Origin of the sequence: Streptomyces sp. PA03-5A, from assembly GCF_033792725.1 — a bacterium.
In the GTDB taxonomy this organism is placed as follows: domain Bacteria; phylum Actinomycetota; class Actinomycetes; order Streptomycetales; family Streptomycetaceae; genus Actinacidiphila.
Map to the genome: position 1 here is coordinate 29,611 of NZ_JARAVL010000045.1, position 25,222 is coordinate 54,832.

Annotated in this window: 21 protein-coding genes; 14 read left to right on the forward strand and 7 right to left on the reverse strand. The window is 70.1% G+C overall.

Annotation, left to right across the window (positions count from 1 at the left end):
* Positions 1-52: 52 nt before the first annotated feature.
* On the reverse strand, positions 53-1,252 hold the full coding sequence (locus tag PV410_RS38210) for a cysteine desulfurase-like protein (RefSeq protein WP_500330857.1): 1,200 nt from the start codon (positions 1,250-1,252) through the stop codon (positions 53-55).
* A gap of 429 nt (positions 1,253-1,681) precedes the next feature.
* Between PV410_RS38210 and PV410_RS38215 the strand changes: the two genes are divergently transcribed.
* Both PV410_RS38215 and PV410_RS38220 read left to right on the forward strand, forming a co-directional pair.
* On the forward strand, positions 1,682-1,813 hold the full coding sequence (locus PV410_RS38215; protein WP_500330858.1) for a hypothetical protein: 132 nt from the start codon (positions 1,682-1,684) through the stop codon (positions 1,811-1,813).
* Positions 1,814-2,009: 196 nt separating this feature from the next.
* Complete coding sequence (locus PV410_RS38220; RefSeq protein ID WP_500330860.1) at positions 2,010-2,378, forward strand: profilin; 369 nt, start codon at positions 2,010-2,012, stop codon at positions 2,376-2,378.
* 631 nt (positions 2,379-3,009) lie between these two features.
* Here the strand turns inward: PV410_RS38220 and PV410_RS38225 are convergent.
* Positions 3,010-4,899 carry an SMI1/KNR4 family protein gene (locus PV410_RS38225; protein ID WP_500330861.1) on the reverse strand — a complete coding sequence of 630 codons (1,890 nt, stop codon included), beginning with the start codon at positions 4,897-4,899 and terminating at the stop codon, positions 3,010-3,012.
* A 113-nt stretch (positions 4,900-5,012) separates the two neighbouring features.
* Here PV410_RS38225 and PV410_RS38230 point away from each other — a divergent pair, with 113 nt between their 5' ends.
* The 7 genes from PV410_RS38230 (at position 5,013) to PV410_RS38260 (ending at position 10,763) form a co-directional block, all read left to right on the forward strand.
* The gene (locus PV410_RS38230) at positions 5,013-5,519 is read left to right on the forward strand and encodes a GNAT family N-acetyltransferase (protein WP_500330917.1); all 507 of its coding nucleotides are present in this window, start codon (positions 5,013-5,015) and stop codon (positions 5,517-5,519) included.
* Between the two features lie 83 nt (positions 5,520-5,602).
* The gene (locus PV410_RS38235; RefSeq protein ID WP_500330863.1) at positions 5,603-5,881 is read left to right on the forward strand and encodes a hypothetical protein; all 279 of its coding nucleotides are present in this window, start codon (positions 5,603-5,605) and stop codon (positions 5,879-5,881) included.
* Positions 5,882-6,146: 265 nt separating this feature from the next.
* On the forward strand, positions 6,147-7,226 hold the full coding sequence (locus PV410_RS38240) for a hypothetical protein (RefSeq protein WP_500330865.1): 1,080 nt from the start codon (positions 6,147-6,149) through the stop codon (positions 7,224-7,226).
* A 516-nt stretch (positions 7,227-7,742) separates the two neighbouring features.
* Complete coding sequence (locus PV410_RS38245) at positions 7,743-8,945, forward strand: hypothetical protein (RefSeq protein ID WP_500330866.1); 1,203 nt, start codon at positions 7,743-7,745, stop codon at positions 8,943-8,945.
* A 495-nt stretch (positions 8,946-9,440) separates the two neighbouring features.
* Positions 9,441-9,863: an MmyB family transcriptional regulator gene (locus PV410_RS38250; protein WP_500330868.1), complete on the forward strand. Its 423-nt coding sequence runs from the start codon at positions 9,441-9,443 to the stop codon at positions 9,861-9,863.
* Positions 9,860-10,042, forward strand: coding sequence for a hypothetical protein (locus PV410_RS38255; protein ID WP_500330870.1), 183 nt, complete (start codon positions 9,860-9,862; stop codon positions 10,040-10,042). The genes PV410_RS38250 and PV410_RS38255 overlap by 4 nt, the downstream gene beginning before the upstream one ends.
* Positions 10,043-10,319: 277 nt before the next feature.
* Entirely contained in the window at positions 10,320-10,763 is a 444-nt protein-coding gene (locus tag PV410_RS38260) for a VOC family protein (RefSeq protein ID WP_500330872.1), read from the forward strand.
* 143 nt (positions 10,764-10,906) lie between these two features.
* On the opposite strand, the gene PV410_RS38265 is transcribed toward PV410_RS38260, so the two are convergent.
* Positions 10,907-11,104, reverse strand: a complete 198-nt coding sequence (locus PV410_RS38265) for a hypothetical protein (RefSeq protein ID WP_500330873.1) — start codon at positions 11,102-11,104, stop codon at positions 10,907-10,909.
* A gap of 1,058 nt (positions 11,105-12,162) precedes the next feature.
* Between PV410_RS38265 and PV410_RS38270 the strand changes: the two genes are divergently transcribed.
* Positions 12,163-13,206, forward strand: a complete 1,044-nt coding sequence (locus PV410_RS38270) for a HEAT repeat domain-containing protein (protein ID WP_500330875.1) — start codon at positions 12,163-12,165, stop codon at positions 13,204-13,206.
* A gap of 445 nt (positions 13,207-13,651) precedes the next feature.
* Here PV410_RS38270 and PV410_RS38275 read toward each other — a convergent pair whose 3' ends face one another.
* Positions 13,652-14,449 carry an MBL fold metallo-hydrolase gene (locus tag PV410_RS38275; RefSeq protein WP_500330876.1) on the reverse strand — a complete coding sequence of 266 codons (798 nt, stop codon included), beginning with the start codon at positions 14,447-14,449 and terminating at the stop codon, positions 13,652-13,654.
* Positions 14,450-14,536: 87 nt separating this feature from the next.
* Here PV410_RS38275 and PV410_RS38280 point away from each other — a divergent pair, with 87 nt between their 5' ends.
* Positions 14,537-15,154: an ABATE domain-containing protein gene (locus tag PV410_RS38280; RefSeq protein WP_500330878.1), complete on the forward strand. Its 618-nt coding sequence runs from the start codon at positions 14,537-14,539 to the stop codon at positions 15,152-15,154.
* Positions 15,155-15,612: 458 nt separating this feature from the next.
* On the opposite strand, the gene PV410_RS38285 is transcribed toward PV410_RS38280, so the two are convergent.
* Entirely contained in the window at positions 15,613-16,068 is a 456-nt protein-coding gene (locus PV410_RS38285; RefSeq protein ID WP_500330879.1) for an NUDIX hydrolase, read from the reverse strand.
* Between the two features lie 290 nt (positions 16,069-16,358).
* Positions 16,359-21,008 (reverse strand): family 78 glycoside hydrolase catalytic domain, encoded by a 4,650-nt coding sequence (locus PV410_RS38290; protein ID WP_500330881.1) that lies wholly within the window; start codon positions 21,006-21,008, stop codon positions 16,359-16,361.
* A gap of 573 nt (positions 21,009-21,581) precedes the next feature.
* Here PV410_RS38290 and PV410_RS38295 point away from each other — a divergent pair.
* Together PV410_RS38295 and PV410_RS38300 are read left to right on the forward strand one after the other, a co-directional pair.
* A complete protein-coding gene (locus PV410_RS38295; RefSeq protein WP_500330882.1) occupies positions 21,582-22,103 on the forward strand; it encodes an NUDIX domain-containing protein in 522 nt (173 codons plus the stop codon).
* A gap of 590 nt (positions 22,104-22,693) precedes the next feature.
* Positions 22,694-23,293 carry a hypothetical protein gene (locus PV410_RS38300; protein ID WP_500330884.1) on the forward strand — a complete coding sequence of 200 codons (600 nt, stop codon included), beginning with the start codon at positions 22,694-22,696 and terminating at the stop codon, positions 23,291-23,293.
* 194 nt (positions 23,294-23,487) lie between these two features.
* On the opposite strand, the gene PV410_RS38305 is transcribed toward PV410_RS38300, so the two are convergent.
* Complete coding sequence (locus PV410_RS38305) at positions 23,488-24,261, reverse strand: DUF427 domain-containing protein (protein ID WP_500330919.1); 774 nt, start codon at positions 24,259-24,261, stop codon at positions 23,488-23,490.
* Between the two features lie 297 nt (positions 24,262-24,558).
* Between PV410_RS38305 and PV410_RS38310 the strand changes: the two genes are divergently transcribed.
* Positions 24,559-25,089, forward strand: a complete 531-nt coding sequence (locus PV410_RS38310) for a hypothetical protein (RefSeq protein WP_500330885.1) — start codon at positions 24,559-24,561, stop codon at positions 25,087-25,089.
* Positions 25,090-25,222: the final 133 nt, after the last annotated feature.

The window sequence follows — 25,222 nt, forward strand, 5'->3', positions numbered from 1 at the left end:
ACGACGGCCCGGCCAGTGCCCCGGGACGCGCCCGTGACCAGCGCTCCGCGGTTCACTCGGCCACCTCCGCGACACCGTCGATCAGCCGCTGCACGTCCTCGCCGTCGACGTACGGGGCGAGCCCGGCACGCACCGCACCGGTGTCACCGAGCCCCAGCAGCCTCGATGCCTCCAGCGCGTAGAAGTTGCCCGCGGGGGCGTTCACACCGCGCCGCGCCAGCCGCTCGTAGACCTCCCGGCCGGGCACTCCCTCCACGGAGAAGAACACCGTCGGCGTACGGCGTGCCGGCACGCCGTACAGCCGCACCCTGTCGATGCCCGACAGCCCCTCCAGCAGCCGCCCCAGCTGGTTCTCCTCGTATGCCTCGACCGCTCGCATCGCCTCCAGTACCCGGCTGCGCCGGTCGCCCGCGGAGGACACAAGTGCGGCGATGTAGTCCACGGCCGCGGTGGTGCCGGCGAGCATCTCGTACGGCAGGGTGCCCAGCTCGAAGCGTTCCGGCACGTCGTCGGTGGAAGGCAGCAGCTTGTCCGGTCGCAATTCCTCCCACAGTCCCGGATCCGCAACCACGACACCATGGTGGGGGCCGAAGAACTTGTAGGGCGAACACGAGAAGAAGTCGGCACCCAGGGTGGCCAGGTCGACCGGCGCGTGCGGCGTCAGGTGCACCCCGTCCACGTACAGCAGGGCTCCGACCTCGTGGACGGCCGCGGCGATCGCCGCTATGTCGGGGCGTGTGCCCAGCACGTTCGACGCCCCGGTGACCGCCACCAGCCTGGTCCGGCCGGACAGCTGTTCCCGAATGGCGTCGACGCTCAACTCACCACTCCGGGGATCGAACGCGGCCCACCGCACCGCCGCACCGGCGGATTCCGCGGCCTGGATCCACGGCCGGATGTTGGCATCGTGGTCCAGACGGGTGACGACCACCTCGTCACCGGCTGTCCACTGCCGCGCCAGGGTACGGGAGACGTCGTACGCCGCCTGCGTCGCCGACCGGGTGAAGACGACACCGCGCGGCTCGCAGCCGAGAAGGTCCGCCATGGCCCGCCGCGCCTCCTTCACGACGTGCTCGGCACGGCGCTCGGCAGCTGTCACCGCGCCCCGGTTGGAGATGCCCGAGCACATCGCCGCGGCCATCGCCTCGGCGACCTGGCGGGGCACCTGTGAGCCACCCGGCCCGTCGAAGTGGGCCACCTTTTCCCTCAGCGCGGGGAAGTCGTCACGGATGCGCAGGACATCGAGATGCATGCACCTATCCTGCCGGAGCGCGGATTCCGCGCGGGCCGGGTCACACAGGACGGATCCGCCTGCGGCCGGGTCTACGTCACCCCGCGCCCGCACACGCGGGAAACCCTCGGCCAAGCCGCCGGGCTCACCCCCTCCGGCGTCAGCCCCGCCTTCGGCGCGAAGGAAGTCCTCGCCGTCGGGGAGCTCACCGGTCGCCGTCCCGCAGCAGTCGAATCAGCGATCACAACCCCGACCTCTTCCCCGGTGACGACAGCCGGCAGCGCTGCACCTGGAGAGGCAGCAAGAAGAACCCCCGCACCGACGATCCCAAGTACGCCGCCACCGACACATCCGGCACCAGGTGGGCTGCTGCGACGGCCACCTACCTTGAGTTTTGCGCGGTCGCCGCCCGCATCTTCCAGGGTCACGTCGAGCTGGGGGCACGTCGGCATGCCAGCGGTCGCGCTCGATACGGCAACCGTCGTCGCGCTTTTGTTCACACGCCGCGCGGCAAGTCAGGCAAAAGCGGCGGTGATGGCGCTGCAGATGGCTGCCGCGGTGCTGAGGCCGGCGTTCCAGTGAATGTCCACGAGGCGCACAGTAGGGCCCTGCGCGGACATTGACGGCGGAATCGGTGGTTCCCCTGCGCGTGCGCCGGTCACTGACCCGGAGCAGCACCCCGCGCGGGGAACCGCCCCGGGTGGCACGCTGGCGGTATGCGCGTTGTCTTGGACCCAGGTCCGGCCGCCGCCGGCTCCCCGTCGGAAAGGAGCGGTTCATGAGCTGGGAACCGTCCTGCGAAGGCATCGTCCGAAGCACTCCGGGCGTAGATGCGGTGTTCCTCGCTGATCTCAACGGGAGCCTGTATGGAACCAGCGACGCGGCGCAATGGCGCCCCTCGCCCCAGGAGACCAAGGAGATCGTGCAGACGGTCCGCGATCCCGAAGCCTCGCCGCGCCTGGCGGTTCAGGGCGAGAACTACGCGCTGACTGCCCGGCAAAACGACACCGTCATCGGCAAGAAGGACGACAAGGCAATCGTCGCGGTCGCCACCAGCAAAATCGTCATCGTCGCCCGCGCCAACGAGAGCGCCGCTCCTCAGGCCCTGAGCAAGCTCCAGACCTATGCCGCCGAGAACGCCAGTTGACGATAAGCGGCAAGGAATAGCCCACCGCTCGTCCGACCGCCCCGGGTTGCATGCCGTCGATATGCGCGCGATCTGGACCTGCTACGTCAGCTTCGACCCGGTCGGCCTGCCCGTCCACCTCTGCTCGGCGACCGAGGAGCACGGCACGGGGTTCCATCAGGCTCATGCGCCTGACGGCTCCAGGATCAAGCACCGGAAGCAACGTTCCGCTCCCCGGCTCCTCGGCAGGTGGGTGACTCGGGAGGATGCTTCGACTTGAGCTCTCAGGTCCTTGTTCTCGATGGCCAGGAGCTGGACCCATGCGAGGGCGAGGCCCAGCTGGTCGGTGAGTTCCCGGTTCGCTCTGCGGAGCTTGGCGTTTCTCCGGACGAGGTCCGTGTCGCGCTTGGTGCCGGCTGGCGCGCTGGGTTCGGTTGTGGCGTTTCGCGCCGTCGTGATGGTCTCGACGATGTCGGGGGCGGGGCGGCGGAAGCTGGTGTTGGAGAGTCCGACGCGATTGGCGAGTGTCAGGACGCTGGGACGGAGACCGTTGCGGGTGGCCTCGGCGAGAAGCTCGTCCGCCGCCCTTTCGGACGCGTTCGGGACGGGGAAGGTCGGGGAGGGCGGTCATGTGGGGTTCCCGTCAACGAGTTCAGGGCCGGTGTCGCACGAACCCGAGGTAGGCGTACGCCTCCCCCTCGCGCGGCGCCCTGGTCCAGGACCGTGTGATGAAGGTGCGGAGCCTGCCTTGGGTCAGCGCGAAGCGCGGCAGCGAGAGCCCGAGTTCGGCATGGAGGGCTTCCAGCAAACGGCGTTCGCGGTCCGGCTCCGTGTCCTCGGGGCGGAACAACCGTGCGGGGTCCAGGGCTTCGGGTATCGCGCCGGAACGCTCGATCTCCGTACCCCGCACGGTGAACGCATAGAGCTCCTCGCCCTGTTCGGCCACCGAGAGGTGGAACGCGGTGGGGCGGGCACCGGGAGACGCGCGCTCCGGGTCGCGCCACACCACCACCGCTCGGCCGGACGACGAGGCCGCCACGGCGGGGGACGCGAGCCGTTCACTCAGAGAACGCCGGGAGTGGCCGTCGAAGGCGAAGGCCCACGCTTCGGCGGTGCGGCCCGCGGCGACGACGGCCCGGTCCTCCCAGGGTTGCACGCCCTCGCGCTCGTGCGGCTTGGGCCCCCGCCAGGGCAACATGCGCAGCTCCACGGGCCCGCTCAGTTCGGCACCCTCCTCGCCAATCAGCGCGGGGAGCCGGTCCGGGTCGACCCCCTCGACCCAGACACAGCGGTAGCCGTCCACCCGCTGCCCGTACACGGCAGGCTCCGTCAGCCAGCCGAGGCCCGGCGGGTCGAGATCGGGCACCGGCTCGGGAGCAGGTCCCGTCTCCCCGGCCCGCGGTGTCGCGAGGATTTCCCGCCCACGGTCCGGGGTGATCAGCGGGCCCAGGAACGGATCGGCGAGCAGGCCGATCGGAGCGATCAGCAGGGACTCGGGCGCCTCCCAAACCGGCAGCGCGTCCCGCAGCACCCGCCATGCGGCGTCGGTCGCCCCCCAGCGGGCCAATTCCCGGGCTTCGGCGACGGCCCGGCCCCAGGCACCGGGAGGCGCGTAGCGATAGGTGCCGTCCCGCATCGCGCTCAGTAGCGTCTCGGCGGCCTTCCGGTCTGCCCCACGGGCGGTCATCATCTTGAGCCAGTGGTCGTCCCCGCCCTGGCGCCATCGGTCGCCCGCCGGTGCCATGGCCTCCACGGACAGGATCTCGGACAGGTAGCGCGGGTCGGCCACGAGGTGGCCGTAGTCCCGGTGGCTGTGCGGAGCGAGCAGGTGGCGGAGCTGGCCCAGCAGGGCGGCGCTACGTGGTCGGCCGAATGACCGCGCCTCCTCGAGCAGCGGCAGGGCCTCCTCGTACCGCCCGCGCAGGGCCAGCAGGCGGCCCTGCTCCACTTGGGCGTCCTGGGCTCGCGTGGTCGCGTTGACGAAGTCGGGTCTCTCCGTCCGGTCGGCGTGGAAGGCGCGGTACTTGGCCTCCATGTACGCGCGGAACGACGCGTAGCGGCGGGGGTATTCACCGCTCCAGCCCTTGAACACGTAGAGCGCCCACTCGCCGTCCTGGTCGCTGTCGCCCGGGTCGAGCAGGGCGTTCGACATGTCGGAGTCCGTCTCCAGCCGCAGCGCGCGTCGCCACATCCCGGCCAGCAGGACGTCCTCCTCGCGCGGGTCGTCGCCCAGACCCTGCTCGTACAGCGGGGTCATGCCGTGCGGATCCCCGAACCAGTCGATGTCCGCGACACCGCCGAGTTGGTAGACCCCGGCCGTCTCGTCCACGTGCCACCCGTTGCTCACGGCCAGGAACTCCCGGTACGAGGGCGGCAGCCGCCGCCCCAGCCGCTCCTCGGCCGCGGCGATCGCCGTCTCGTCCGCCCCGGGCCTGCCCAGGGGCACGGCCTGTCCGCCGTCCTCGTCCCGGTCAGCGCGCGGAACCCACTCCTCCTGCCATCGTCCGAGGAACCCGTGCCAGTTGAAAGCCTCGCCACTCATGACCGGATGGTGTCATCCGGCACCGACAACGGCGGCCCGGTGGAGGACAGTCGGCAACCGGCAGGACAACGCAGGGCGCACGGTCGCGGTCGCATAGAGTGCTTGCCGTGACCGTGCTGCATGGCACCCTCGTCGTCCTCCAGCCCACCGCCCCCGAGGACATCCCCGCTCTGGCCGCGATCCGGGGCACTCCCGAGGTGCGCGCACGCTGGAACGGCGGGGATGATCTCGAAGCGGACATCGCGGCCGACCTTGACGACCCTGACACGGCCTGTTTGACGGTCCTTCACCAGCGGCGGACCGTGGGCATGATCCAGTGGTATTCCGAGGAGGATCCGGACTACCGGCACGCGGGAATCGACCTCTTCCTCGATCCTGCGGCGCACGGCAGGGGTCTGGGCACCGACGCCGTACGCACGCTGGCCCGCCATCTCATCGACGACCTCGGCTACCACCGTCTGGTCATCGACCCGGCGGCAGACAACACCGCGGCGATCCGCTGCTACGCGAATGCCGGTTTCCGGCCGGTCGGCATCATGCGGCAGTACGAGCGTGGCCCCGACGGGACCTGGCACGACGGCCTACTGATGGACCTGCTGGCCACCGAGCTGGTGCGCTGAAGGCACTCACGCATCACGGCTGGGCCGGCGGTGGGGACGTATCAGGGGAGACCGGCGGACGTTGCCGCACTGCCCACGCCAGGATGGGCGCAATCGTGGAGATCTGCTCCCTTGCCGAGTCCGGCCGCGCCTGCTGGGAGGTACCGGTCCGCGGCAAAGACTCCTGCTTCGAGGTCGAACGCGACGACGACGCCTGCGAACGGACGGGGCGGCGTCTGCTCGACGACGAGCGGATACGCGGTATCGCGGCCCGGCTGGACCGCACGATGGTCGGCATCGCGCACCACCTGTTCCACGCCGGCGGCAGGTACGCCGGGAAGTGCCATCTGACGGACCTGTTCGTGGACGAAGACCGGCGGTAGTGTGCGACGACGGCATGATCGAGTGGGTGGCGCGGGACGCCGAGAAGCACAACGCCCCAGGCCTCTACCGGAACATGCTGGAAGACGCCCTGGTTCCCGCGCTGTACGCAAGGGGGGCACATTCCACGCGGGGTTGATCCTCCACACCTACCGGCGTGGCGCGAACCAGATCTCCACCCGGCGCTGAGGGCGAGGGGGAACAGCGGGCACGGGCGTTCGGATCGCTCCACCGCCCGTTGTCAGTCCTCGGGCATAAGGTGTGCCGGTGATCTTCAAGAGGAAGCAGAAGTCCGCCGGCCTCGGCGCCGTCGTGTCGGAGCTGGAAGAGGCCGTCGACGCTCGTGACGGTGCCCGCACCGAGCGGGCCTTCACCGCCGCGATAAACAGCCTGCAGCAGTCGACCGACCCCGAACGCGCGCCAGTGGGGCCCCGGTTGGCCGCACTGATTCCCGCCTTCCCGCCCACCGGTCCGCGCCCGCTGCTGGCGATGGCGGCCGGGTTCTGCGTCGAGAGCGGGGCCGATCCGGCGGCCTGCGCGGAGCCGATCCTCGGCGGCGTCCGGCAGGACCTGCTCGACGCACTGGAGTTCGCCCGCCGGTGGACGGGCTCCGGTGGCGCCGAGGACGAACTGCCGGAGCCCGACCAGAAGATCATCGACGATGCCCTGCTGGCCCGCCTGGGCGACGACGCGCACGAGGCCACGCGGTTGGCGCTGGCCTGGTGCTCGGTCGAGGAGTGGCAACCGCCCGCGCTGGCCGTGCTGTGCCGCAGCGCAGAGGTGCGCAGCCGGCACGCGTCCGCGCTCCTCCCCGTCTGCAACGACCTGGCAGCCCTGGAGCGGCACGACCTCAAGTGCCTGGCCTACGCACTGGCCGTCCTGGACGACGAGGACCTGGTCGTGCTGCACCGGCCCACCGGAACCGGCTTCGAGGTGCGCATCGGCGGCATCGCGGACAACTTCCAGTTGCACACGCTGCTCGCCCACGTCCTCGTCAGCGGCGGCCACGTGCCCGGCACCGCGCCTTCGGCCGAGAGCGTCCGCCTGGCCACGGACCCCAAGCCCGCCCGGGGACGCAGCGAAGCGGTCGCGACCGGGGCCTTCGAACTCCTCGCCCCGAACGGCGACCGGATCTGGAACGAGGGGCTGCCCGACGACATCCCCGTGGTGGAGGGGCGCCGCCTGCTCGTACTGGACGAGCCGATGTACCAGCGCAGTTGGAACGCCGACCGGTTCTTCCCGCTGCTCCCGGGCACGGCCGAACTCACCCGCGTCCTCCCCGCCGAGGAGACGCGGAGCTGGTTCGCCCGCACCTCATCCGGCACCGGGACCGGCCCGGCGTCCTGACCCGGTGGCGGGCGCGCTCGTGACCGCGGCTTCCGCGGTGCAAGCTGGGTCCCCCTGGTGATCACACGCCAACACCTACGGGCAGTTCGGAGCGCCGACCGTACTGCAACGGTCAGTCTGCGATCACTCCGGCATCCATTGGGAGTGAATCACCATAAATGCCGACAAGTCGCGCACGCATCGTGCCGAGCACGCCATAACGGGTCACCGTGGTCCTCCCCCAGCCCCCGAGGCACGTGGCCGAAGCCACGGTCACCGAATGGGCATGCGAGTGATGATCAAGGTGCGCTACAACTACTCGCGGGCTCGGCCGCGCAATCGCATCGCCGGGCTGATTTCGGCACAGAAGGGGTGGGACAGCATATGGATGGATTGGCGAGACGGACGAATGGCGGGCGCCGCCCAAGAAAGCTACGTGCCGTCGTGGCGGCGCTGGGTCTCACCGTAGGGCTTGTGGTGACAGCCGCCCCGGCCGCTCACGCGTCCGACCAGTTGCAGGTGCGGTACGCCGGCAGCGTGAACGACGACCTTGGCACCCTGCAGGTCGTTGCGGAATCCGGCAGTGACATCACCGCGGTCTCGGCGCACATCGTCTCGTACACCACCGGGCACGAGGTCGCCCGGGTCAAACCCAAGGACTTCACGCTCTCCTCCGGCGACCGCAAGAGCGGCGTGTGGCGCACCAAGAAGCCGCTGCAGCTGGACCAGTTCGGTGCCTACCGCGTCGACGTAGAACTGACGGACGCCGACGGCGACCACGTCTCGCAGACGTCGGCCGGCGAACTCGCCTACTACGTCGTGGCCAAGTTCGGCGCACTGACCGTCGACCGTACTGCCATCGACAGGGACCACCGCGACGTCGAGGTCAGCGGCACCCTGTACGAGCGCCGGCCCACCAGGGAACTGCTCCCGCTCGCGGGACGCCAGGTGGACCTCGATGTCGACTACTGGACCCAGTCCTCCGTGACCACGGATGCTGCTGGACGCTTCGCCGGCTCGGTCCACCTCGACAACGGTGCCCCTGTTCAGGCCGTGTTCCGGGCGACCGGGGGCGAGCCCTTCGTCCTGTCCGGGGAGTCGGAGCTGGTCCAGATCGGCGTCGACCAGATTCCCACGCGGTTCGTCGCCCAGGTCAGCGCCACGGACATCGACGACGGAGAGGCGGTCACGCTGACCGCCAAGGTCGAACAGCACACGGCGGAGGGCTGGGTGCCCCTGGCCGGGGAGTCCGGTGGCATCCTCTTCGGGCCGAAGGAGGGCAGGACCGATACCGTAGGGGGCTTCACGACCAAAGACGACGGAACCTTCTCGGTCACCTACACGCCATGGGACGGCGGATACTTCCAGCTCGCGCTGGACACCACGGAAGACCCCTTCCTTCAGCCGTCCACCGGCCTGAGCGACCTGGTACACGTTCACCACGGCGCGGTGTTCACCGACTTTTCGTCGCTGCGGACCGACGAGCGGACCGTGCACGCGGAGGGCCACATGGACTTCACCGACGGCTTCACCCCGGGCACGGTCCTGGTCACCGTGCAGCGCTCGTCCGACGGCCTGGACTGGTCGGACCTGACCACCGTCGAGGCACGGTGGGACGGCACCGGGTACTACTTCTCCGCGGACCTCGAGGGCAGCGGAGAAGCCCGCTACCGGGCCGCCTACGAAGGCGGTGACGGCTTCCAGGACGCTGTCACCGACAGTGTGCTCGTCGGCGGATGAGCAGGTGGCCCCATACGGTGAACCGTCCGTACGGGGCCAGCCGGCAGCGCGTACGGCTGCGGCGGGGTCCGTCCTGCGGCCGCCCCGGGCAGCGCTGTCCGGGGCGGCGCTCGTCAACCGTTCTCGCTCAACTAGCGCTACGACCACACGAGTTCACCCGGGTCCAGGCTGCGACGTCGTGAGGAGGCCTCCGCCCCAGCAGAGGCCCCACTTTCTGGTTCCCCGGTTCGAACTGGTCATTCGTTGGATCAGCTGGACCCAGGGGTTCTGGGTATGGCTGTCAGCGGACCGTCGCGAGACGACTGGAACCGATCCGATGCCCCACGAACGCGACCACCTCTAACGGCTCGCCGGGCTGAACGTGCCGGACCGCCGGCGCGGCGACCGGCACGTCTCCCCGGCCCTGCCGGCCGTCCTCGACCGGCTCTCCGACGTACCCGCCCAGGTGATGACCGACCTCGGTGACACGCTGGCCCAGAACACCTCGCCCGCGCCGTGTTCGGTGACCTCACCGGCCGCAGCGGCCCCGAGGCGAGCATCATCTACCGCTGGTTCACCGACCCCGGTAGGCGCTGCGGGTATCCGGTCGAGGACCACGCCAACGGGTCGCGAGCCCTGGTCGCCGACCTGCGGGCCGCCGTCGGCCGCCGCGACGACGACCCCGCCCGCACCCTGGTCGACCGGCTGCGCAGCGGCAGCCCCGGGTTCGCCGCGTTGTGGGATCTCCACGACGTCGCCGTGATGCGGTACCGCCGCAAACGGATCCTGCACCCCAAGGTCGGCCTGCTCGATCTGGACTGCCAGTCCCTGATCGACGAGGACCGCACCCAGGTCCTCGCCCTGTTCTCGCCGGTCGCCGGTACCTCGACCGCCGAGCGGCTCACCCTGCTCGGCCTCACCAGCAGGCCCCACCCGTGAACCCGCACCCCCAAGGCCACGACATCAACCCCACCACCGGGCATCTCGGCCTGTCCGCCGACCAGGTGCTCACCACCACCCGCGCCGTACGGCTGCATCTCGACTTCGACCGGCCGGTCTCCTGGGACCTGCACACCGAATGCACCGAGATCGCCCAGCGGGCCCCACGACCACGGTGACAGCAACCGCCTTCGATCGGCCGGCAGACGCATTCGACCGCCCCTGCTGGCCGGCCCACGAACATCCCGGGGAGAAGGCCGCCCCCCGGGGTGTCACACAACCACGGCCGCTCTGGTCGGTTACTGCGGAGCGGTCGGCAGCCCGGGGCAGAGCCCGCCCGCGTCGTGCACTGCACAAGTCTGCCGCACGCGGTTGAGGCGACGGCCTCTTGGCCACCCTGCTCCGTCGTGGTCTTCACCCCGGGACCACCCCACTTCGACGAAGGGTGACCCAACGATGACGGTACCTCCCGGTGACCTGCCCGTGCCCGAGCACGGTCTGCTCCTCACGCACTTCCTGACCGTGCGGGACGTCACGGTCTCGCGCCGCTTCTACGCCGACGTCTTCGGTGGCCAGGTCGTGATGGAGGAGAACCCGGCGATCGTCAAGATCGCCAACAGCTGGCTCATCATGAACCCAGGGGGCGGACCCACGCCCGACAAGCCGGACGTGACTCTGGAAGCGCCCCACACCGGCGACCGTGTATCCGGTTTCCTGAACGTGCGCGTCGCCGACCTCGCCGCCTTCCACGCGCACGCCGTCTCCCAGGGCGCCCAATTCCTGACCGAACCGGTGGACCGAGGCTCGGAGCTGCGCTGCTACCTGCGCGACCCCGACGGGTACCTCATCGAGGTGGGCCAGTCCACCGGCCTGCTCCGGGGAATCCTGGCCCAGTCATAGCGCAGCGGCACACCAAGGGGGGCCACCACCACCGGACGTGGCACATTGCCCACCTCGACGGGCCCGTATGCGGCACGCCGCCGGCCACCCCGGACGAGCCCGAACTCGAGCCGGTGGCACCCACTCCGGACCTCACATGGGTGTCACCGGTCGTACTGGTCGGTGTACTGCGGCCCGTCCGTCTCGGCCTTGCATCCCTCAGCGCCCGCGGGCACGCCGTGGGAGAGCACGAGGGCGTAGGACTGAGGGACGAAGTCGCAGCCCTTGCCGGACCACTGGGACGCCAGGAAGGTCCAGCCGACGGCAGCGGCGGCGAGTGTGTACTTGGTCGTGGCGTTCATACGAGATCGCGCCTCGGTTACGTAGGGTAATCGTGACCTGACTGGAGGTTATATGCAAGTATGAACGGATTGCACTCATATGCGCACCTCGACCTCAGGGGCAGGTGCACCCCAGGACAGCCACCGCACGGGAGCCAGGAAAGCCATCGTCGCAGGTCAACCCCACGGCGGCACCCGTTGGGGACGCCACCGGGGATGCAGGCGCGCGGGACTCCGCAGCCTTCGAACCCGCGCACGATGAAGGGCCGCGCCAGCCGGCACCGGGCGGTAAACGGCCGCGGGCCCGCCCGGTGGGAGCGGCGCCGCTTGTCACCGGGGTAGCAGCAGGCGGCCAGGACATGCCGGGCGTGGGTCTCGTCCGTCATCACGACGCGGTCAAGGTCAAGGCCCTCGTGGTGATCCGGCGGGGTCGGCGTGCAGGCGGGCGGTTGGCACGTCATGGCCGCCGGCACACCGCGGCACGGGGGATCGCCTCACCGGAATGCATGACGCCAGATACCGCCCGGCCACGGCGGCACCGGGTCACCGGGCCGCCTGCTGAGCCGCCTGGTACGCATCCCACAACGGCTGCACAACCGTGCACTGACGCGCGGCCCCGTCCCGGCACGTCGGGCACGAGGTCGCGTGGTCCAACCACGCCCGGTACGCCGCCTGCACCGCCTGGTTCACCTGCGCCACACGGGCCCGAACCACAGCACCGGGCCCCGAGCCGGTCTCCAACCAGCGCTCAGCGAACCCGGACTCCCCCATGACCAAAAACTCCTCAAACCCGCCGGATCCCGCATCCGGCCCGCCCCAACAGCAGACCCCCAATGTATCCGCACGCCGCACAACACACCCCGAACTGCCACATCATCAAGACAACTCCCCCGACTCGTACACACAACTGCCCCGCCGCGCGGCAACCGGTACGGAAACACGGCCCCCCTGCACTCCTGAGCAAGGCCGGTTGCCGGTACCCAGGACAGGACGGCACCGGTTCTCCGAGGAACCGGCCAGGCACAAACCCAGCGCGGTGCTGTGCGGGCGCGGTGACTCGAGCGTACGCTGACCCCGCCATGCGGGCGCTGGACCGGCGGGAACAGGTCCCCGGTCCACGCCTCACCTCAGGGCAGGAGGCCCAGGTGACACCAGCCGAACTGTTCCGGTACGCCGACGGCACACTGGATGGTGATCCTTGGCCGCTCGTAAGGGAACTGGCCGTGAGCGGTGACCGCTCGGCGGCAGCGTCCGTACGGGCCGCGCTGGAAACCTGCACGCGCGAGCGCAACTGGTACGGCCGGGACCTGATGGCACATGCCTTGGCCGGCCTCTCCGGGGCCGCAGCGTTCCCGCTGCTCCTGCGGGTCTTCGCCGACGCGCTGCGCGGCGAGGACGACGATGACGGTGAACGACTGGGCATGGCGTTGAGCGCCGTCATGCGAGCCGATCGGGACGAGTGCCGGGCCGTCATCCTCCCGGTGCTCGCCGGTGATGGCCCCGACTTGCGCAGAGCCGCGCTGTGGGCGCTCCGCGACGTGTTCGAGGCGCCCGACACGGGGGTACTGCGCGAGGCGCTGGCCGACCCCGATCCGACGATCCGGCGAACCGCCCTCAACTCACTGCCGAGCGTGAGCAACAACGCACAGGCATACGCGCTTGTGGTCACGGCCTTGCAGGATCCGGACTCCTGGGTGCGGCACGATGCCGTGCTCCTGCTGGCCTGGTCCGCCCCTCCGGCGGCAGTCGACCACCTGGTTCCGCTTACCTCCGATCCCGCCTGGTACGTCCGTTCGGTGCTGGGCGAGGCGGTAGGCCGCAGGGCCGCGAACTCCGATCGCGCCCCGGCCGCGGCTGCCGCCCTGCGTGAACTGCTCGCCGACTCCGAACCGTCCGTGCGGGCCGGGGCGGCCCGCGGCCTCGGCATGCTGGGCGTGTCGCTCGATGCCCTGCGGTCCAGGACGGACGACCCAGACTGGTGGGTACGCGCCGCAGTCGCGGGTGCCCTCGCCGCCAGTGTGGGGCACTGGCCGCCCGCACGTCCGCTACTGGCCCAACTGACCGACGACACAAATCCAACCGTGCGGGAAACAGCGACAAAAGCACTCCGCCCCTTCGAATAGCACCCGCCGGAACTCGGGCGCGTGAGGGTGCCGTCCGCTGGGGTTTCGGGGCCGGCGGTCAGGGTCGTCTGCGCAATGACGCGGACGCTCAACCTTCGCGAAGACCCGGAACAGGCACGCGCGGGCGCCACGGCGGCAACGGGACAACGGGAAGAAGCCCTCGGCCGGCGCGTAGACGGACAACCCGTGGTCGCAGCGCGGCAGCGTCTGCCGGACGGCGAAACCGCGGCGCCGGAGTGAGCCGGAGCAGCCACCGCGCCCGCTCACCTGCTCGAGGACCCGGTCGGGCTTCGCCACGCGCTCCTTCCCCGGCGGGCACTTCTACCTCGAACAGCACGCGGCACCCCTGGTCGCCGACCTGTTCGCCCGCCTCGACACGAACGCGCCGCAGCCGGACCAGGGCTGACGCGCCGAACGCGCGCGAGTCTCGGTTCCGGGCGGCGGTTCAGGCCGAGGAGCGCTGCGCCCAGTCCTGGTCCAGGCGGTCGGCCAGGCCCGCGGCGGTGAAGGCGGCCTCCAGGTCCTCGCGGCCCTCGGTGAAGTGGGCCCAGCTGTCGTGGTGGACCGGGACGACACGGCGGGCGTCGAGGATCCGGGTGGCCTCAGCAGCCTGCGCGCTGTCCAGGACGATCAGGTTGCCGTCGAAGAGCACGGGAAAACGAGGTGCACCGGCGAACAGGATGGCGGTGTCCACCGGGGCGAAGCGCCCGGCGATCTCCTTGACGGCGTCGAGGGATGCGTTGTCGCCGCTGACGTAGACCGTGGGAAGGCCCTCTCCGGTCAGGACGAAACCGACGACCTGGCCGGTGAAGGGCTCGACCTCCTCGCGCGGGCCGGGGCCGTGGATGGCGGGAACGCCGGTGACGGTGACAGTGCCGCCGCCCGGGCGCTCCAGCTCGACGGTCTCCCAGTCGGCCAGGCCCCTGGCCTTCTCCCCGAGGCGCTCGCCTCCGCCGGGGGTGGTCAGGGTGAGGGGGACGTCGGCGAGCAGGGCACGGCCGGAGGTGTCCAGGTTGTCGGGGTGCTCGTCGTGGGAGAGCAGGACCACGTCGATGGGGCCGAGATCGGCAGGGGTGCCGGTGGAGGGGGCGGTCTTGGTCAGGACCGGGCGGCCGGGCCGGCCGTAGTCGCCGGGGCCGTCGAACGTCGGGTCGGTCAAGAACCGCAGCCCGCCGTACTCGAACAAGGCGGTCGGGCCGCCGTACGTGCGGACCGGGAACTGATCGGCGTTGGGCTGGGACATCACGTCTTCCTCATTCCTCACGCAAAAGGTCTGTGTTTAACGTGACACCAGGCTAGGCAGGGCTCACGGAAAAATGCAACCGCTACCATGAGAAGCATGGACGACGCCCTGGCCACCGACACAGTGCAGAGCGCTCTGCCTCCAGCTCCGGGTGCCGACCGCCACCGCTCCCTGGACTTCGCCAACACCGCCGCCACCTTGCCTGCGGGCCAGAGCTACGACCTGCTCGCCACCCCCGGATCCGCCATGCACTGGCTCGTCGCCCACGACCTGACCACCCCGGACGTGCAGCTGTACGAGGTGTGCGCACAGCGGATGCGCGCGCTTCGCGCACACGTACGTGCCCTGTTCGCCGCCCGTGTCGACAGCACCGCCCCGCCCGAAGACTCCCTGCGCGCGGTGAACGAGGCACTCACGGCCGTACCCACCGCACCCCTCCTCGCCTGGGACGGGGCCCAGGGACTGCGCCGCATCCAGGCACACCCCACCGACCAGGCCGTCAACCACGCACTGGCGACCCTCGCCGCCGACGCCGCCGACCTGCTCACCGGTCCCGACGCCGGCATCCTCGCCACCTGCGGCTCCGCCCCCTGCGACCGGTTCCTCCTGCGCACCCACGGCCGGCGCCACTGGTGCTCCATCCGCTGCGGCGACCGCGCCCGCGCCGCCCGTGCCTACGCCCGGCGCAACGGCGCCTCGGGCTGACGCGCCGCCCAGGACCCCACCCCGGGCTCATGCCGGACCCTCATGCCCGCCCCCGCCCGCGCAACACCGCGACCGCGAACACGGCCTGTCGGGCCGCCACCCCACTCCATGCGACCCGGACCGGATCCTGACCGCGGCAGGCTCGGTCGCTCCCGGCCTGGCGACCCCGGGCCCCGGTCTGACCATCAGCGACTGAGGTCTCGGACACCCTGGACCTCCGCAACAAGAGCCTCCGTATCAACCCCTCGGGCCTGACGGGCTCAAAGTCAAGGCCCGCCGCCTCCCCCGCCGCAGAACGCGCGGCAAAAGGAGAACATGACGGCTGGCTGATGCTCGGTGAGGGTTTCCGGCGTCGTACATCCCACGGTCAGCGGTTCGAGCAGCCGGGCCGCATCGCAGGTGCCGGTCAGGCATTCGTACGGGGCGGGCGATCGCGGGCTGCGCTCGACCGTGGCGAGTCAGCCCTGGGGCCGGCCCTGGATCAGGAGTCGATGCGACTCCTGCAATCCCGGCGGCAGGTCGTTCGGCGATACCCATTTGGCCTCCAGGACTTCGAACGAGTCGAGCTTCAGGGAGCCGCCGACGAGCTCGGCGGCATACGCCACCTCCACGCGCAGCTTGTAGCCGCTCTTGAGGTGGACCACCTCGCCGGCCTTGACGTCCAGGCCGGTCTCCTCACGTACCTCGCGGGCGACGGTGTCGCGGAAGTCCTCACCTGCTTTGGCGTAGCCGGTGGGCAGGCCCCATTGGCGGTCTTCGGGCCACAGGCGGTGGCGCAGCAGCAGCACGCGGCCCTCGGCGTCGCGGACAACGCCGGTCACGCCGACCATGTATTTGCTGTTCGTCAGCCACAGGACCCGCCACTGCAGGGGCCCCCGGATGATGCGCCACAGTCCAGCGATGATGCGCTTCACGCCATGCCTCTCGGGAGCCGGGTCGCCGATGCGTCCCGCGTAAGGGCCACGATCGCGCATGGAAGGGTGGCCTTCCAAACACGTGGCTACGTCGGCCGTGTACGCCGCAGACCCCCTTCCCGGCCCGGCCGCGGGTGTCGTGACGGCGCCCCTCGACAGCGGCCTGCCACGCCCCGGCAGACCCCCTGGTCAGCCATTTCGACCGGGTCCAGAGATCACCCGTGCCGCGGGTCGTGTGCCTGAGCACCCCGGCGCGGGGGTGCTCAGGCACACGGGTGTCGCGGGCTGCATCAGTCGACTGGCATCACCCACACGTCGGCGATCGAGGGGTCGTAGTCGGCGCCGGTGTCCTGGAAGCGGAGCCGCACGGTGCCGTCCGACGTGCCGGCGGAGGGGTCGACCACGAACTGGTGGGTGATGGTGCCCTGGCCGCCCTCGCTTCGCCTCAGGTCGACGCTGTGCACCACCGTGCCGTCCACCTGGACGTCATAGGTCTTGCGCCGGGCACCGTCGAAGGTCTCGACGATGCGGACCACGAAGCGACCCTTGGTGGGTACGGCGGCGTCGAACTCCAGCCAGCCGCCCGGGTAGGAGGAGTGGGTGTAGCGCCGCGTCAGTCCGGCCTCGATGTTCGTTCCCGAGTGCTCCGACGCGGTCAGCCGGTGGGCGGACTCCGACGGCCCGTCGCCGAGGTCGACGTGGTCGCTGGACTGCGCGGGCGGGGTGGGCAGCGAGACCGCGATCGTGCCGGTCGCCTGCTCCGCCGGCGTCGAGCCGGTCGCCACGGTGACCGTGGCCGCCTGGCCGACGACGGTGAGCGGCACCGTCACGACCGTTTGGACCGTCCTCTTCTCCCCCGGGTTCAGTTGGTAGCCGACCGGGTTCGGCGTCGACCAGCCGTCAGGGAGGCCGAGCGTGAGCTTGCCGGACTGCACCACATCGGTGCGGTTGGTCAGCACGGTGGCGATGGTGGCCGCCTGGCCCGGGCCGGCCGTGTCAGGCGTGGTGGACACACCGTCGATGGCGACGCCGGGGGCGACCGGCAGGCCCGCCGACACCGGGAGCGTCGCCGTTCCTCCCGCGTACTGGTAGGACACCGAGCCGGTGAGGTCGGCCATGGACGCCTGCGCGTTGGTCGCGACCGTGACGTCGTAGGCGTGCTTGACCGTACTGCCCGCACCTGTGGTGGACGCGTGCCGGCCCACCGGTTTCACCGTCCAGCCGCTGGGTGCCTGCAGAGACGAATCGACGCCGGTCAGCGGTCGCTTGCCGGTGTTCTTCAACGCCACGGTCACGCGGACGACATCGCCCGGGAGGATCTCGTCGGCCGGCACCTCCAGGGTGGCGACCGCGCCGACCAGGCGCGACGATGCCCGGGACAGGGTTTGCTTGATGCCGGTCAGCGCATCACGCAGTGCCGTGGCCGCTGTCTTGTCGATCGTGCCCTGCTCGGCGTACGTCTGCGTCCATCGGTCGAGGTCCGCCACGCCGGCGAGCGCACGGTGCACCGCGGCGGCGGTCAGCCGCTCGTCCGCGCCCTCGCTCTGCAGGCGCCAGGCGGCTGCGAGCTCGGTCCGCATCAGGGCGGTGCGCACCTGCAGGTGACCCTTGGCGATCTTGCCGGCACCACGCACCTGCAGCGCGTCGACATCGTCGGAGAACGACGCTGCCTGCGCCCGGGCCGCCCCCAGGTCCCCGAGCACCGGGTCGACCGCGAACGCATAGCGCCCCGAGCCGACCTCCAGCACCACGTCACCGTCGGCCTGCTCGACGTATCTCACGTCGTCGACCTCGCTGATCGGCGTGCCGCCCTCGGTGACCGCCCAGCGGTTCGCCGCCGGGATGCGCACCTGGGCGGTGGTGTTCGCCGGCACGGTGACGTCGAGCTTCATCGTCCCGCTGGTCGTGCTCCACGCGCTGCGCACCGTGCCGTACGGCGTCTGGTGGCTGAAGTCGACGTGGTCGATGCCCTCACCGGGCTCGGGGGCGATGAGCACCTTGCGGTAGCCCGGCTCGGCCGCCGAGACGCCCGCCATGGTGCCGTACATCCACTCGCCGACCGCGCCGTACGCGTAGTGGTTGAACGAGTTCATCCCCACGTCGTTGAAGGTGCCGTCGGGGTTGATGGAGTTCCACCGTTCCCAGACGGTGGTCGCGCCCTTCCCGATCTCGTAGCCCCAGGACGGGTAGTCCTTGTGCTGCAGCAGCCGGTAGGCGATGTCGGAGCGGCCCGCCTGCGTGAGTGCCGGCAGCAGTCCGTCGACGCCGAGGAAGCCGGTCGACAGGTGGTAGTCGCGGCGCTCGAGGGTCTTGACGAACTTGGCGACGACCTTGTCGCGCCGGTCGGCGGGGGCGAGGTCGTTGGTCAGGGTCAGGATGTACGAGGTCTGGCTGTCGCCCTTCACGGTGCCGTCGGCGCCGATGAACGCCGACTGGTACGCCGACCTGATCGCCTCGTAGCGCTGCTGGTACGCCGCCGCGTCGCCGTCCCGGCCGATCGCGGCCGCCATCTGCGCGAACTCGCGGGTGCTCTTGGCGACGAACGCGGTGTCGAGCACGTCGGCCGGGGTCGCGTCGTCGAGGTTGAGCCAGTCGAGGTAGCCGCCGGCGGAGCGGATGTGGCCGGTGGAGTCGGCGTCGAGGAAGTCGACGTAACCCTTCATCAGGTCGTAGTTCTCGCGGATGACGTTGGTGTCGCCGTACGCCTGCCACACCGTCCACGGCACGTGCACGCCGGAGTCCATCCAGCCGGCCGACTCGTAGCCGCCGTCGAAGCGGCCGGGGACCACGGGGGCGACGCCGGGCAGTGAACCGTTGGGCCGCTGGGTGTCCCGCAGGTCCTGCAGCCACTTGGTCAGGAAGGACTGTGCGTCCATGTTGTAGACGGCGGTGCGGGCGAAGACGTTGATGTCACCGGTCCAGCCCATCCGCTCGTCGCGCGCCGGGGTGTCCGTGGGGATCGACAGGAAGTTGCCGCGCATGCCCCAGACGATGTTGCTGTGCAGTTGGTCGACCAGGTCGGAGTTGGTGTCGAGGCTGCTGGTGAGGTCACCGTCGGTGCCGACGACGACACCGACCAGGTCCTTGGCCACGGGGGCCTCGTCGACGCCGGATATCTCGACGTACCGGAAGCCGTGGAAGGTGAACGACGGCTCGAAGGTCTCCGGCTGGTCGGTGGCGAAGGTGTAGTGGTCGGTCGCCTTCGCGGTGCGCAGGTTCGCGGTGTAGAGCGTGCCGTCGGGGTTGAGCACCTCGCCGTGCCGGATCTTCACCGTCCGTCCCGGCTTGCCCTTGAGGGTGAGGCGCACGTGGCCGACCATGTTCTGCCCGAGGTCGTAGAGGTAGACGCCGTCGGTCGGCGAGTCGATCCGCTTGGCGGTCCTGAGCTCCTGGGTGACCCGTACGTCGACCGCGGTCTGTGGTTCGAGCACGGTCGTCGGCTCGTCGCGGACGTGCGCCGTGGCCCAGTTCGCGTCGTCGAAGCCGGGCTTGTCCCAGCCGCCGACCTGCTTGGCCACCCGTGCGTCGTAGGACTCGCCGTCGAGCAGGTCGGCCTCGCGGGTCGGACCGCCGGTGGTGGTCCAGGTGCCGTCGGTACGCACGGTGGTGCTGGTGCCGTCGGTGAACTCGACCAGCATCTCGGCGATCACCGAGTTGTCCTTGCCGTAGACGTCGGTGCCGAACATGGCGACCTTGCCGCTGTACCAGCCCGGTGCGACCTCGGCGCCGAGCACGTTGGCGCCGGCGCGGACCTGCCGGGTCACGTCGTAGGTCTGGTAGTCGATGTGCTTGTCGTAAGCCGTCAAGCCGGGTGCGAGTTCGGCGTTGCCCACCCGGGCGCCGTTGAGCCGCAGTTCGTACACGCCGCGCGCCGATGCGTACACACGTGCCCGGGCGACCGTCTTGCCGCCGAGGTCGAACTCCTTGCGCAGCAGCGGGACAGGCTCGTCGCGGCGCAGCCAGGCCTCGCCGCCCGCGCTGTCGACGCGCAGGCCGCCGGCGGTCACGGTGCCGGACGCGAAGGTGCGGTCGCCCGCCGGGAAGGCGGTGTCGACCAGGACGGTTCCGTCGTCGCTGGTGACCGTGACGTCGCGGACCAGACCGCGCTCCGCGCCGCTGGTGCGGAAGCCCATCGTGCCGGGGCCGCCGAACGTCGCATCGGTGCGCTGGTCAAGCTGCTTGCCGTCGACGGTGGTGGTGATCGTGTCGCCGTCGACGGCGATCGCGTAGTCGTGCTCGGCGGCGAAGTCGAACCCGGCCGGGAACGGTGTCGCCTTGAGGACCGAGTAGTTGCTGCTGCGCTTGACGTGCGGGCGCAGCGCGTCATCGGCGTCGCTGATCTGCCACATGTAGGCGTTCTCGGTGTCCTGACCGCGGAAGTAGACGCCGAGCGCCCCGTTGATGTCGGAGGCGGTGAACTTGATCGTGTAGTCGGTCCACTGGGCGCCCAGCGCCGGTGTGTCCGCACCGATCCACGCGGCGGTCCACGGCCGGTCGCCCAGAGCGGTGCCGAACGTGGCGGGCGCGCTCCACTTGGAGGCGATGCCGCGGTCGTCCCATACGCGGACGGACCAGACGTAGTCGGTGTGCGGCTGCAGCGCGGGGCCGCCGTAGCGGACGTCGACCGACTGGCGGGAGGAGACCTTGCCGCTGTCCCAGACGTCGGGCTTGTCGAGGCGGTCGGCCGAAGAGGCGACGTGTATCTCGTAGGCCCGCTGCGTGACGCCGCGGCGCTCGGAGCCGAGCTGCCAGCCCAAGGTTGGCGCCGCCAACGGGATACCGAGCGGATCGTCAAGGGCGTTGACCGTCAAACCGCCGACGCTCGTTGCAGCGGCGGCGGGGGCGGTGGAGGCGGTGGGTGGACTCGCTGCCGTCGCCGTCGCGGGTGCCGCCACGACGAAGACTGATGCAGCGACCACCGCGGTGATCTGCTGACGCACGGGTGCTCCTCAAGAAGGATACTGAAACGCTTCAATGACACCCTGGCGGCCATCACCCCTCCATGGCAACGGGTTGGACAGATTTGATGGGATGGATTCCAGAGATCAATGAATCGGTTTAAGTCGATGGGACCATCGCGTCCCCGTGGCGGCGGGTTGGCCCGGTGGCCCGGCCCACGAGGCCGTCGCCCATGCCGAGGCGGGTCTACGAAGTCCTGCTGTCGGGGAGGCAGCCCGGTCCCGGCAGGCCCACCCTGGAAACCCGGCGGGCCGCCGACCGGCCACTCGGGTGCGGCAGGCTTCCACCTCACTTGGCGGACCGGCCCGGGCTCAGCGCCAGAATCCTGGGTGCCCGCCGCGAACCGCCCGGCGCCCGGGCGTGCCTTGAGGCAGGGGGCGAGGGCGTGGCGATGCGGCCCGGCCGGGTCTGCCCGTCGGCAGGCTATCGAGAATGGAGACAGGGGCGTGATCCTTCGTTCGGTGGGGTGGGGCGGCCGGTCTGAGTGCTCGCCGACCGTGTGGCGGTCCGGTCGTTCCGGGCGGGTGTCAGTGGGTTCTGCGATCGTGCGTGTCGTGGATGAACTCGTGGAACGCGTTGACGCTCAGGACCGTGTGCTGGGGGTGGTCAGTCGGCGGGACGCCGTTCGGGAGGGCTGGCTGCACCGGGTTGGCGTGGTGGTGTGCCGCGACGGGCAAGGACGTTTTCTCGTGCATCGGCGGGCCGTGCACCTGTCCCGTTTCCCAGGGCACTATGAACTCGGGGTCGGGGGTGCTGCGGGAGTCGGCGAGTCCTATGAGCAGGCAGCTGCCCGCGAGCTCAGCGAGGAGCTGGGAGTGCGGGCGACAGTGTGCCTTCGGTTCAAGTTCCTCAACCGGGGCGGGCTCAGCCCTCACTGGCTTGCGGTCTGTGACGCCGTGCTGCCGGAGATCGTCGCCCCTGATCCGGAAGAGGTGGCCTGGCACGGGTGGCTGACTGAGTCCGAGCTGCGGCGGGCTCTGCTGCAGTGGACCTTCACTCCTGATAGCCAGGCGATTCTCGATCGATATCTCGCTTGTCGTGCCGCACCGGCTTCTGCGCAGGAACGGTGCTCATGAGCTGGGCCAGTGGGAGCCCGACCGATGTTCGCTGTGAACTGCAGCTATCGATAGGCCAGTTGATGCTCGGCGACCATGGGGAACTTGTGCCACGGGATCGGGGGCCATGACGGTAGACGAGACTCGTCTGATGCCACATAAGGCAGACGTACCGGGTGAACACGGATGACGGCCGTGGCCGGCAGACCCGGTACGCGGAGGGAAACTGAAGCACCGGCGCCTCCGGGCCGACAAGGGGCGGCTACCCCCGCACCGGCAGGGACTTCGGCGGCAGCCGTTGCCGCGCTGACGCCGGCCGGCGCCCACGCCGCTGCGCTGTCAGTCCCCGCACTACACTCACCGCGCGTGGCTCCCCCTGCAAACCGCGCTGCCGCGGAAGACGACGCATCCCTGAACAGGCCGTATCCCCCGGTCGTGGGGAGCCGGAGGCTTCTGGGATCTTGTCCGGGGGCGGCGACGTCACACGACGCGCCCACCACTTACGCTACGTGACGCGTGGTCACCACCAGGGCAGCCGACAGGCCGCGGCCCAGCCGCGAACAGCAGGTCGCCGAACTCCCGGTGGGGCTACACGAAGAAAGGGAAAGACTGTGAACACCAGCAAGGTTACGGCCCGGCGTCTGACGGCCGAGGAGGTCTCAGAACTGGGCCTCAAGGACGAGATCTTCGTCTCGGCAGCCATGGATGATCTCCCCCTCGGCTGCTACGCGCCGGCATCCCTCACGAAGTCGGGCAAGAATTTCGAGGGCGGATCCTTCACCGCAAGGACGGTCTTCGGCGAGGAAGTCCACATCCTCCCCGACGATGCCGAGCAGCCCGGGATATGGGTTGCCGACGAGGCCGGAGAGGAAATCGAGGTCCTGGCCAGTGCCGGCGTCCTGCTGAACCTCGCCCTCTTCGTGCCCGGCGGCAACACCGCATCCCTCGAATCGCTCTACGCTGCTGCACGGGAGGCGTTCGGCGCGGGAATCGTCCAGCGCTGGAACGAGGAAGTCGTCGCGGTGCCGGACGTCAAGGTCGACCTGTTCGAAGAGCCCGCCCGCGGGCGCAAGGGCACGACCGGCCAGAACCGGGACCGCCGCGCCCTGGATATCTACCCCACCCGGGTGCGGTTCATGGAAGCCAGCGCCGGCTGGAAGTTCGTCCTCGAACTCCACCAGGAACACGTCGACGAGACACCCACCATCTGAACCGGCGACGGCCCACCCCGCACGCCGGCGGCACCACGCCCCCTCCACCCCGGAGGGGGCCCCACCGCACCCAACACACCAGGCGCCGCGCCCATCCCGGTTTCAGATGGGACCAGGGCCTGCCCTCCCGGCCCGCGCTGGGAACGGGGCACGTGCCGTGTGGGGCGGCCCGGACGACCGGGCCGCCCCGGGGTTCAGGAGGTGGCGGCGGGCCTGGGCAGCAGGACGCCGTCGACGTACAGGTCGACGTGCTCGTTGTAGAACGCGACCAGGCCCGCGATGCGATTGGCCTGAATGGTCGGGAAGTCGTACGCCCAGGCGATGTCCTGCTGCGGGTCACTGTCGCTGTCGAAGGACCAGTAGGCGCTCGTGGTCCCCTTGTAGGGGCATCGCGATACCGTTTCCGAGGCCTTCAGCCGGGCCCAGTCGACGTACATGCGCTCCACGTAGTAGCGGGTCGGCAGGCCGGTCTCGAACAACTTCACGCAATTGGGCGCCTCGGCCAGCACCACCCCGTCCAGCTCGACCCGCACACTGCTGGACGAACGCAGAGCGTCCACCCGCGAATACGGACTCCGCGGGTGGACGAAGACCGGTTCGTCCTCCTCGAACCAGGAGTCCAGCGCCTCCCACTCGAACCGCACCTGGCCGCGCAACGGCCCAGGGGCACCCTCGTCCCACACCCACGCCGCACCCTCGCGGACCTGCGAACCCACCCGCAGCGCGTGCCGGCGTGCGGGACCGGCACCGTGATGCTCCGTGTGATGCTCATCGACGAGCACGCCGTCGACCAGGTCCTCCACCGGGATACTGAACTGCGGGTAGGCCCGCCACTCCCACACGTACAGCGCACGACGCGTATCGAACACCACGCGGCTTCCCACCACGCCCCGGACCCTGCGCGGCACCGGCTCGACATGCCCCACCGGGACAATCAGGCTCGGATGCGCAACACTCTCACTTGCCATAATGCCGACCTCGGTTCTCTCGTTCGTCTTGCATGCATCGCCCCGCGGCAGAGGCTGCCCGTGGTCGAGGTCGAGTCCTGCGCTGGTGACACCGCCTCGCACCTCTCCACATCCTCTACGGTCGCGGAGGCGGACCCGCCCACGGGCGGCGCAGTCGCCCTACCAGGCAAGCAGAAGCCACGCACGTCTTCTCGAGCACAGACCGGCGATGCACGGGAAACGTGACAAGCCCCCGGAGGGGCTGGCTCGAAGCGGGGACCCTGCCGATCCCGCCACCCCGTCCGGCATCCTGGAGCGGTGAGCACACCCGCAACGCCTTCACTCGGTTTGGTTCCCAGCCCTGGAGACACGTCATGGGGGCCAGAGTGGGTCCCGCTCGATGCCTTCCGCGAGCCCACGGTGGTTGAGGAGCTCACCCCGTCTGCCTTCATCCGGGACAACTTCAAGGTCGACGTCAGCCTCAGGATCGGCAATGGCGACTTCTCCGACGCCGCGGCCTCCGTCTGCGTTCTGGATTTTGTCCTCATGCTTCACGCCGCGAGGGTCACGCTCCGCGAGGACGGGCTCGCAGTGTTCGAACTGTCCGATCGACAGGGCGAATGGCGCTTCACACGGGGCAAGGAACTCATGGGGTTGCGCACCCGATACGCCACCCGGGAGGGCTGGCGCTTCCGCCCAGCAGAGGGGCGCTGCCCCGCGGGTGAGTTCGACAGCCTGGTGGAGCAGTCACTGAAGGACGCTCTCGCTCTGATTTTCTCGAAGCAACCCGTGACACGACGGAACCCCTATCTGCAGGCACTCGCATGCAGCGGCTTCGACGCTACCTGAACGAGCCTGTCGTACTGGTGACTGGGCACATTCATCCGTGCGTGCCCGAGCAGTTTCCAGAGAGCCGGGCCGGCTCTGCACGCACGCCTGCCACCGGCTCGCCCGCCGCAGCAGTCCCCGCCGCCGAGAGGGC

Excerpts from the sequence above, each read along its gene's own strand:
- PV410_RS38215 (WP_500330858.1), top strand. The coding sequence starts at position 1,682 with ATGCCAGCGGTCGCGCTCGATACGGCAACCGTCGTCGCGCTTTTGTTC.
- PV410_RS38305 (WP_500330919.1), bottom strand. The coding sequence starts at position 24,261 with ATGGCAAGTGAGAGTGTTGCGCATCCGAGCCTGATTGTCCCGGTGGGG.
- PV410_RS38280 (WP_500330878.1), top strand. The coding sequence starts at position 14,537 with ATGAGAAGCATGGACGACGCCCTGGCCACCGACACAGTGCAGAGCGCT.
- PV410_RS38275 (WP_500330876.1), bottom strand. The coding sequence starts at position 14,449 with ATGTCCCAGCCCAACGCCGATCAGTTCCCGGTCCGCACGTACGGCGGC.
- PV410_RS38260 (WP_500330872.1), top strand. The coding sequence starts at position 10,320 with ATGACGGTACCTCCCGGTGACCTGCCCGTGCCCGAGCACGGTCTGCTC.
- PV410_RS38265 (WP_500330873.1), bottom strand. The coding sequence starts at position 11,104 with ATGAACGCCACGACCAAGTACACACTCGCCGCCGCTGCCGTCGGCTGG.
- PV410_RS38210 (WP_500330857.1), bottom strand. The coding sequence starts at position 1,252 with ATGCATCTCGATGTCCTGCGCATCCGTGACGACTTCCCCGCGCTGAGG.
- PV410_RS38235 (WP_500330863.1), top strand. The coding sequence starts at position 5,603 with ATGGGCGCAATCGTGGAGATCTGCTCCCTTGCCGAGTCCGGCCGCGCC.
- PV410_RS38270 (WP_500330875.1), top strand. The coding sequence starts at position 12,163 with ATGCGGGCGCTGGACCGGCGGGAACAGGTCCCCGGTCCACGCCTCACC.
- PV410_RS38225 (WP_500330861.1), bottom strand. The coding sequence starts at position 4,899 with ATGAGTGGCGAGGCTTTCAACTGGCACGGGTTCCTCGGACGATGGCAG.
- PV410_RS38220 (WP_500330860.1), top strand. The coding sequence starts at position 2,010 with ATGAGCTGGGAACCGTCCTGCGAAGGCATCGTCCGAAGCACTCCGGGC.